Genomic DNA, 9136 nt, shown 5'->3' on the forward strand with positions numbered 1-9136 from the left:
AAGACCATAAAGCGATCATCAACCTCTCAGGTAGCGAAAGCCAGGATTTCGCCGAAGTCGAAGTTTTCGACGCAACCCACCGCGAGCACGAATGCGCCCTCATGCACAGCGGCTCAACTGACGATTACTACCCCAACTGATAGTGACGACTATAGAGCTCTTTACAACGCCTACATCCAGGCGATCGGCATGAACCAGGAGTTCCATGCCAAGATGATCGAGAACACCTCAGGAACGAGCTGTTCATTGGGTGGTGGTATACCCAAAATGGAACGCATTGTTGTCACTGGTTCCCAGTCCGAGGCGCTGTCGGCAACGTCGCCACCTCTACCCGATGGTGTGACGATCATTGTCGAAGGTCAGCCTCCAGCGGGTCCAGTCTTTACCCTGGCACCAGCAGCGAAGGCTGAGATCTGGTACGGGTCGGACAATGTGAAACCGAACCCAGCTGGGCATGTCAACTCCGCGACTACGCGTTTGACCGACTTGGTCTCCTGCGTCGAGGTCTTCTCGATACCGACGCCATCGGGATCCGTGAGCGTTCCAGGACCGGTCCAGAAGTGTGACAACTTTCAGCCACTGTTTCTCAACAACTACGGCTACTTCTTTCCGCTGTCCCCAAAGTTGACCACCGTCCTCCCGAAGTCGGACGTCTCCCTTCTTCGCTAGATTCTCCTGTGGGAATTCAAGCTCAGTGTTGCGACCGCAGACCTAGAGCAGGCCACCCTTCGCTTGGCAAAGGCAACTTCAGAACTGCTTTCGGTGATTCTGCGCGCAATGGTCGAGGAACTATCCGAAGAGACGGCACACTCACTTGGCGATGCTTGCCCCATTGGGGGAGAGCGCAGTGGGGACTACTTAAGAAGTCATGACGACTTTCCACGACATCGGCACAACGGGTGAGGGGAGCTATCAGCTTAACTCCGCGTGAACCAAGGAGATCTGATCATGGTGACAAGGCCCACCGACGCACAGCGCACCATCATACGAGAAAAGGCCAAGGCCGATACCCGAGCAATGGAGGAGGCGTTGATTGCCAGGGACCGCCTCGATCGGACCGAGAGGACTCGCGAGGCGACTATCGCCAAGCTAGACCGAGCAGTTGGCGAAGCTAAAGCAGCGTATCAGCTCGCACTCGATGGGCTCACGGCTCGTGTTGGTAAAGAGCTTGTGGCTGAGCTACTTGGGACAGAGCTCGTTCGATCCCCACGACAGAGGTCATAAACCTGATGGAGACCCTGGCGATGTCTTGCTTTGCGAGAGTAGTGCTTAAAAGACTGTCGATGGTATTCCACTCCGGGTCGGAGCGTTGCGCTCGAGCTTCAACATCGTGGGCGATGCGTCCGTCAGAAGGGATTGAGTCCGACTAGGTTTGGTCGCAGGAGGCATGGATGCTTGTTATCACGCGTAAGGAAGGTCAGCGGGTACGAATTGGCAGCGATATTGTGCTGACGATCGTCGAGGTGGACGGTCATTCGGTGCGCATTGGCATTGAAGCACCTTTGAACATTCACATTGAGAGGCCAGTTGATGATCAACCAGAAGCCGCGGACGAGGTCTTGAGCGGGTGAATATTCGGTGAATGCATCGTTGGGGTCGGCTGGCGTTGCTGCGAATGACGAGCTTCTCATCACGGCGTGTTCTTGATTACCAATGCTCGCATGCCGATGTTCTAGTGGAAGGCCCGGTGTCAGAGGCTCCGCTCTCGGGCATGTACTGCTCATGAGCCTCACAACTTGGTGAGCCCATCAATTGAATTACGCAGTTGGTAACACTCGTGGATCTCGCCGAAGTAGTTCGCCGTGAGCGACAACTACTTGACCCATCAGTGCGAGCGCTGGGCGAGTCTGCGGTAAAGGCGCGATACGCTGACTTGGTGGCGTATGGGGCGTCTGGTCACATGTGGTGCTCCGCGATCATTATGTCAGGAGGAATTCCCGTTGAACCAGCGACCATTACAGGTGGGGATGGTCCTCTTTGAGGACTTCGAGCTGCTTGATGTCACTGGTCCCCTGGAGATCCTCGGGAAGCTTCCCGAAGCATTCGCGATCACGTTGATTGGCCAAGAGCTCAAACCCACGAGCAGCGTTCAAGGGGTCTCCATCATGCCCACTGCCGCGATGTCGGAGGCACCAAGCGTTGAACTCTTGATGGTTCCGGGAGGAATGGGTACGCGCAGATTGGTCAACGACAAAGCATGGATCGACTGGCTAGGCTCCTACGGACGCCAAGCATCACTCGTCGCCTCGATCTGTACCGGTGCAGCCCTGCTGGCAAGAGCTCAACTCTTAGATGGCTACCGTGCAACCACCAACAAGCGTGCCATGGAGTGGGTCCAAGAGATGGCCCCGAACATCAGTTTTGAACCAAGGGCCCGGTGGGTAAGAGATCGAGACCGGTGGACCTCCTCGGGGGTGGCTGCCGGCATGGATATGACGCTCGCCTTGGTGGCTCATCTCTTGGGTGAGACCCAAGCACGAGAGGTGGCCAGTGCGATTGAATACGAGTGGAATGATGACCCAGATCACGATCCCTTTGCCAAGGATGAGGACCACGAGGGACTCCCGGGTTCCCAAGAGGTTCTGACGGTCTTTCGCTCCCGCCTTAAACCAGATCACCAAGACTACGAACTCGTTGCTGACGATCTCGAGCAGCTCGCCCGGAACCAACCCGGGTTTCGATTCTTTAAGACCTACCAAGCCCAAGATGGTGAGCGATGCTCAATCGTAGTGTTCGACAGTGAGGAGTCCCAAAGGGCTTGGAGAGTCAATCCCCGCCACCTTGAGGTCCAACGGCGTGCGGCTCGTGACTTCTACTCTGAGTTCTCGGTCCAGGTCGGTAGTCTCCTTCGGGAAGTGAAGGTGGAGGGCTCCCAATCCTGAGGACATACCTTCGAGTTGTGATTGCTTTGGTCGCCCTGGCCTCGTAGCGATAGGTTTCTAGCCACCCGTCATCCTCTGCGCCCGTCGCCCCGGCAGCCGGTGCAAGGGCCGTATGGTAGAGCGCCAGCGACGTGATACCAGATTCGTCAGACGTGAGGGCAGGACTCCTTAAGGTAGCCAGACGACTACCAGGGGGTCGAGGCTCCAATGCAGGAGCTCGAATCGAACCCTCCATATTTAGTCATCAATTATCATCAGTGCAGTTCAGAAAGGAGTGTTCCTCGCGGCCTGTCATGAATTACCACGGTTTGGCGAGATTCCATGACGCAAAATATGACACGCTCTCTGCTGTTACAACCGCCGGATCGCTGGCATCCCCTCTCCGACTCTCGCTGTTGTCGCGAAATTGAGGAACTGGTGGCGAATCTCTGATGTCTGTCGGGGTGATGCCGATCGTATTCGACTCCGATCTCACTTTCTTGGTGAAATTATGGCTACGGACCTATTCACAGGTCCCGCGTTGTCCGATGCTCCGGTTGCGTTAGGGATCCCTTCGTGAGCCGCACCCCTTGATCAGGGGGCCAATAGAATTTCGCAAGTGGTAACACCCGAGGATCTAGCCGAAGTAGTACGCCATGAACGGCAACTACTTGACCCATCAGTGCGCGCGGTGGGCGAGTCTGTGGCAGAACTCCTGCATCCTGACTTTGTTGAGCACGGGGCATCTGGTCGCATCTGGGACTCCGCTGTCATCACATCTGCTCTCAAGGCCGACCCGGGAGTGTCCGGGGAAGCCGTGGAGTTTTCGCCCGTGGCGCTTTCGGAGGATGTCGTGCTACTGACCTATCGCATCGTCGGGAAACCAGGGTCTCTTCGAAGTTCGATTTGGGTGAAGGATTCGCTGTCTTCCTGGCGCATTCGGTTTCATCAGGGGACCCGGCTGACCACTGATTAGCATCGCGGGATGTAGCGACCGTCCAACATTGACACCCTCCCAATGCACCATGTGAGTCGGTGAAGATTTCCCACACCGGGGGTAACCTGAAGTCGTGACACGACTTAAGAACCCACCCAATCCGAAGATTCGAACCGTTGTATTTGATGTCGGGGAGACTCTTGTTGATGAGTCTCGAGAGTATGGGTCATGGGCTGACTGGCTCGGTGTTCCTCGCCACACCTTCTCGGCAGCCTTTGGGGCGATTCTTGCAAGAGGTGGCGATTATCGAGATACCTTTCAAGTGTTTCGCCCAGGCTTTGATCTCGCTGTCGAACGAGAAGCCAGAGTGCAGGCGGGGCGTCCTGAGACCTATGACGAATCGGATCTGTATCCTGACGCGAGACCTGGCCTCAAGGCACTGCAAGACGCAGGCTTTGGTGTTGGCATCGCGGGTAATCAGACGATTCGTTCCGAGGCGATCCTGCGTCAGCTCAACTTCGCTGCCGACTGGATTGCTACCTCCGATGGCTTAGGGGTGGCGAAACCGTCCAGCGAGTTCTTTCGCGCGATCATCGACTTGGCTGGCGTTGGAGCTTCTGAGATTCTTTACGTAGGGGATCGACTCGACAACGACATCGCGCCGGCGCAAAGGATTGGAATGGCGACCGTGCTCATCCGGCGCGGACCGTGGGGATACGTCATGGAGGATCCAGAGGTCGAGAGGCGTTGTCTTGCCACGATCAATTCGCTCACGGAACTGACAGCCCTGCTAGCCAACCCCGAGTAGTTCCCGCTCGCGCTCACGGAGATCTGTTGCCCAAGGAGTCCCTCGCAAGGATGCTTCGAGCGTTGGGAGCCGATTGATTGCCATGAGGTAGGGTCGCTCTCTGACGAGCGTGAGTCCCTCGGTGACATATTGCATGGATTGCTCGGGTGCCGTGGTGCTGTAAGCGATGGCTAAGTCAAAGCACACAACCGCGCGTTGTTTGATCTCTGTGATCTGTTCCAGTGCGTCGGCAAGGTGCTGGGCCGCCTGTTCTGACCTACCTGCTGCGAGTTCGACTGTTCCTGCAAAGGAGGCGGTTCGTGTTTCGTCGTACCAGTCAAACCATTGAGGCATCTCTCCTTGGCGATTCAGTCCTTCATCGGCAGCGCGCATTTGTTTGAGCGCCGTACTAGGATCTCCCGCGATCGCTGCGAGTTCAGCGCGCACGCAATGGAGCCAGGACCTCAACATGGGCTGGCCGCGCCGCGGCGCGGTTAGGTCGGCGCGTCGAAGCCATCCGGCTGCGCCCGCGTGGTTACCTCCAAAACCTGCAATGAATGCACGGTGGGCCAAGATTGCCGCCAGTAAGGGATTGTCCCTTGCGGTCTGTGCTAATGCAGCTGCGGTTGCAAAGTGCGCCTCGCCGGTGTCTGGATCATTACGATCAAAGAACGCCAACCGTCCCGCGAGCAGTGCGACCCAAGCTGTGGCAACGGCGATGTCAGCACGTTGCCTTCTTGCACTCGAGAGATATGAGAGACCTTCGCCTAGGAGATTGACTGCCTCAGTCTCCACGGACTGCGGCCGCCCACCTCGATAACGCTGTGCTGTCTGGTGCACTCGTTCCTGATAATCGGCGAGATCTGTCCCCTCAAATGAAGCGATGGGGGAGAGGGAGAAGCGCGCGACTGTTCCAAGCGAACGGGCTGAGGCTGCGGATGCTGACAAGGCGGTGATTCCAACCGTACCCATCAAGAAGGTACGTCGCGTCATAGGGGGATGCACGTCTCCATCATCGGGTGGCGCCGAATCAGGTAAGACATTGTGCAGGTAAGGCCACCAGTGGGCACTTGGCGACGACGTGCCACGCTCCCACCGTGCTATTTGACCTTGCATATTTTCTGCTCGCGTTGGTCCCCAGTCCTCTCCAGCGGCCCTGATGGCCTGGAGTAGCAGCTCAGCTAATTGCATCTGAGTGAGACCAGCAGCAGTTCTAGCCTCGCGAAGAGTACGTGCCATGGCACCAACTGTAGCATAATCAACGCGAGTGGGGTGGCTGAACAAACACAATTTCACATATTTGTGAGGTTTTTCACATATTATTGCCCGGTAATCGAATAATTCGTCCACGCTTTACTGGATGGTATGACACACACCACACCCAGTATCGATCAGACCCTATCCGAACCTCGTTCCCAATCACCTGTTGGCATCTTGCTTGACATCGATGAGGCAGCGACCGCATTACGCATCAGCCGCTCTCGTCTGTTTCAACTCGTTGGTTCTGGTGAGCTTCAATCAGTGAAGTTGGGACGGAGACGATTGTTTCGACGATGCGACCTGGAAGCCTTTGCTTCTGGCCTTGCGACGACTCCCATTGCCAACCGTTCCCGAGGAAGAGTCTCGGGAGCGAGGAGGTAGGGGTGACATGGCGACCCTTGTACAACTCGTTCAGGGTGCCCCGGAACTGCCAGTAGCGTTGCGCGCGGCACCGAGTGTCTCCATGGGGAGCGGTTTACTTGACCGAGACTACAAACTCCTAGCAGTCGTGCTCCAGCTTGACCTCATCTGGTCGGCAGAGGTTCAGAGCTACGCTACTCGGCATTTTGCCGGCGATGATGCCGATCGGGCCGTACGGCGCATCTGTGCGGCCACCGCTCAGGTTCAGGCTGGAAAGCTGAGCCTTCAGGAGGGAACAACTCAAGCTTTACGTGTAACTGCTAGGCGACGGAGGGTGGACTTCTATCGACTAGCTGAGCGTTTGTCCATCGAGAAGCCCAATACCCGATTCTCTGACTACTTGAGCGAAGATGTGGAGCTGGATGCTCTCTTGCCAGCTTCCTTGGAAGCCCTGCATCACTTGACTGGTTTCAGTCCAACCGAGGCTGCGATCTGTTGGTTGCAGACGTTGTGGCCACCTCTAAAGTCTGTGTTGTTGGAGTATCCCTATCCCCGTTTGCCCTCATCCGCCTTTGCGGCAATGGATCAGCTCTGTCCTCAGTCGCTCCCAGAGGTATCTTTTACTGCGATTCGGCGCCTCTTTGCTGGAACCCGCCCCGATCATCGGTCGCGTCTTCGTCCATCTCTCCTGGCCGCACATTCCCAAGGGTTGTGGAACTCAGACTGGACGCTTGTTCGCGCTCACGTTGCAGATTTGGTAAGAGCAGACCCTGCGGTTGGCGTGCTATCACCGGTTGCTCGTGATGTTGCTGTTCGTCCCTTCATTCGTGCGTTGAATGTTCTCGCATGTGCTGACTCGGATGTCGCCGAGTGCGAACCGACCATCTCCATTGACCGGATTGCGCTCTAGCCGATCTAGCTGCGACGAGGCCTCTACAGCCCAGTTTCGTAGCTGCGCTGGTGCGACTAGAAAGGAAGAGTTCTCCAGTGAACAGCATCTTGCACGATAAGTCTGATTTCCTAGCGTCAGAGACCACTGATGCACCAAGCGATACTGTGTGGGACGATTACGGAGGAGAGGAACCTTGCGCAGCCGGGCCAGCCCTTGATACTCCTTTCCGAGTGGTTGCTGGTAACGATGTTCCGTTCCCGCGCACCTATCGCCCCAAGGATCAAGCAAACCGTAATATTGGTGCGCTGACGTACTTCGACGGGAAGGGAACTCACACCATAACGAATGCGCCAAAGAGGCTCTACGCAATTCTCTCTGCCTATTTCTGGCCAATCCGTGATGCGGCCGGCCAAGTTTGGCTCGTTCCACGCCGCAAGTCCAGGCGCCCGTTGGGTGGAGTGTGTGCTCCCCTCATGGATGACTGGACGATCAACCGAGCTATCGCACGCTTCGCGGAGTTCTTTCCACATGCCAATCTTCCCGGCAAGGATGCGGTGATCACTGCGCTTCGAGCGTTGGGCGGGGAGGCTCACCCGGTTGGTGAGCTCTGGGTGAGATGGGGTCGCTCTTCTGACGGTGCCTTGTGGTGGGATAGTGGGAATGGCCACGAGTTTGTTCGTGTCGATAGAGATGGCTGGTCGGTACATGCCCAGCCCGAGTGCTTCTTTCGAAGCGGACCAGCGCGCGCTATGGCTGTTCCTACACGCGGAGGCAGCCTGGATGATCTTTGGGAGTTCGTTCCGGTAAGACCCGTTGATCGCCCCCTGGTTGTCGCGTGGATGCTGACCGCCATGCACCCCGATCGCGAGACCGCCGCCGGCATTCTTTACCTAAGCGGCCCAGAGGGATCTGGAAAGTCGACGGCTGCTGACAAGATCACTGAGGCGATTGGATCGCCAGTCGCTCGCAAGAAGCTTGACATGCGCCGAGGCGATGACCGTGATCTCATTGTGGGTGCCTCTGCAGGTTGGGTGCTCGGTCTAGACAATCTTTCAACCCTTACGGCCGAGCAGCAGGATCTGCTCTGCACCCTTGCCACCGGCCACGAGGAGACGTATCGGGTTCTCCACACCACCACTGACACCGTGACCCTTTCTGTTCGACGTCCGATCACCATGACCTCGATTGAAGTTCCTGTGCTCCGCCCAGATCTCATTTCACGAATGGTTCCGGTCACCTTGGGTGGATTGGATATTGTGAAGCCTGAGGATGAACTCGCGAAGGCCTGGCGCATCGCGCAACCGTTCATCTTTGGTGCACTACTCGACCTACTGGTCGAGGTCATGGGTACCCCAACCCTCACCTCCTCTCATTCCATGCCCAGGCTTGCCGCCCTCGGTCGGATCGCTCTTATTGCAGATCAACGACGGGGGACCGATACCCTGTCCCGTCTTGCCGTAGCGACTTCAGCACTCCTTGGCGATACGGTGAGCGACGATCCCTTCTTCGACGCCCTAACAGCCACGATTCGTGTTGCGTGGAGTGGCACGGCTGCGAACCTACTGGCAATGCTGGACCCAGATGATGAACTGGCTCGTCGTTATGGACGGTCCTGGCCCACCGCGAAGGGAGTGTCTGCACGCCTGAAGAGGTCGTGGCGGGCCCTAGAGGGAGCGGGATGGAGGCTTTCGGTCGATCATCTTCCCAATAACCGTGGCCAGCGGTGGACGCTGATCCCGCCATTGTCGTAATTCTTAGGCTGCTGGCCCTATCTGTCACTCATCTTGCTCGGGAAGCCTTGGGAGGGTGCGGAGGAGTAGCCTCTTCATTGATGTGTTTTGGTTGCTATCGATTCAATTTAGACATGGGGAGCCAGTACACGCCTCAGTGCTTTGAGAATGGCTTCGTCGAAGCTGATCTTGGCATTTGTATAGATCTCGCAAGGCATCTTCTCGAAGAATGGTGTTAGCGGACATCCAAAACTGCATGCTGGCGGCCAAAGAATTGCACGCTGGCGGACATCAAAACTGCATGGCATT

Annotated in this window: 11 protein-coding genes; 9 read left to right on the plus strand and 2 right to left on the minus strand. The window is 56.7% G+C overall.

All coding sequences use genetic code 11. The features are described from left to right. The first annotated feature begins 189 nt into the window (after positions 1–189). From M7Q83_RS11505 to M7Q83_RS11530, 6 genes are all read left to right on the plus strand, one after another. Positions 190–669: a hypothetical protein gene (locus tag M7Q83_RS11505; protein ID WP_298338853.1), complete on the plus strand. Its 480-nt coding sequence runs from the start codon at positions 190–192 to the stop codon at positions 667–669. Between the two features lie 279 nt (positions 670–948). After that, positions 949–1224, plus strand: coding sequence for a hypothetical protein (locus M7Q83_RS11510; protein ID WP_298338856.1), 276 nt, complete (start codon positions 949–951; stop codon positions 1222–1224). 167 nt (positions 1225–1391) lie between these two features. Continuing rightward, a complete protein-coding gene (locus tag M7Q83_RS11515) occupies positions 1392–1571 on the plus strand; it encodes a carbon storage regulator (RefSeq protein WP_298338859.1) in 180 nt (59 codons plus the stop codon). 369 nt (positions 1572–1940) lie between these two features. Continuing rightward, on the plus strand, positions 1941–2882 hold the full coding sequence (locus M7Q83_RS11520; RefSeq protein ID WP_298338862.1) for a DJ-1/PfpI family protein: 942 nt from the start codon (positions 1941–1943) through the stop codon (positions 2880–2882). Between the two features lie 598 nt (positions 2883–3480). Then, positions 3481–3837, plus strand: coding sequence for a DUF4440 domain-containing protein (locus M7Q83_RS11525; RefSeq protein ID WP_298338864.1), 357 nt, complete (start codon positions 3481–3483; stop codon positions 3835–3837). A 94-nt stretch (positions 3838–3931) separates the two neighbouring features. Continuing rightward, positions 3932–4606, plus strand: a complete 675-nt coding sequence (locus M7Q83_RS11530) for an HAD family hydrolase (RefSeq protein WP_298338866.1) — start codon at positions 3932–3934, stop codon at positions 4604–4606. On the opposite strand, the gene M7Q83_RS11535 is transcribed toward M7Q83_RS11530, so the two are convergent. After that, positions 4589–5824 carry a helix-turn-helix transcriptional regulator gene (locus M7Q83_RS11535; protein ID WP_298338868.1) on the minus strand — a complete coding sequence of 412 codons (1236 nt, stop codon included), beginning with the start codon at positions 5822–5824 and terminating at the stop codon, positions 4589–4591. The genes M7Q83_RS11530 and M7Q83_RS11535 overlap by 18 nt on opposite strands. A gap of 126 nt (positions 5825–5950) precedes the next feature. Here M7Q83_RS11535 and M7Q83_RS14345 point away from each other — a divergent pair, with 126 nt between their 5' ends. From M7Q83_RS14345 to M7Q83_RS11545, 3 genes are all read left to right on the plus strand, one after another. Beyond that, on the plus strand, positions 5951–6226 hold the full coding sequence (locus M7Q83_RS14345; RefSeq protein WP_366526409.1) for a helix-turn-helix domain-containing protein: 276 nt from the start codon (positions 5951–5953) through the stop codon (positions 6224–6226). A gap of 7 nt (positions 6227–6233) precedes the next feature. After that, entirely contained in the window at positions 6234–7115 is an 882-nt protein-coding gene (locus tag M7Q83_RS11540) for a hypothetical protein (RefSeq protein WP_298338870.1), read from the plus strand. Between the two features lie 77 nt (positions 7116–7192). Then, positions 7193–8848 (plus strand): hypothetical protein, encoded by a 1656-nt coding sequence (locus M7Q83_RS11545; RefSeq protein WP_298338872.1) that lies wholly within the window; start codon positions 7193–7195, stop codon positions 8846–8848. Between the two features lie 107 nt (positions 8849–8955). On the opposite strand, the gene M7Q83_RS11550 is transcribed toward M7Q83_RS11545, so the two are convergent. Continuing rightward, a partial coding sequence (locus tag M7Q83_RS11550; protein ID WP_298338874.1) for a hypothetical protein occupies positions 8956–9136 on the minus strand: 181 nt, incomplete at its 5' end.

The organism is Ferrimicrobium sp. (genome assembly GCF_027364955.1).
Classification (GTDB): domain Bacteria; phylum Actinomycetota; class Acidimicrobiia; order Acidimicrobiales; family Acidimicrobiaceae; genus Ferrimicrobium.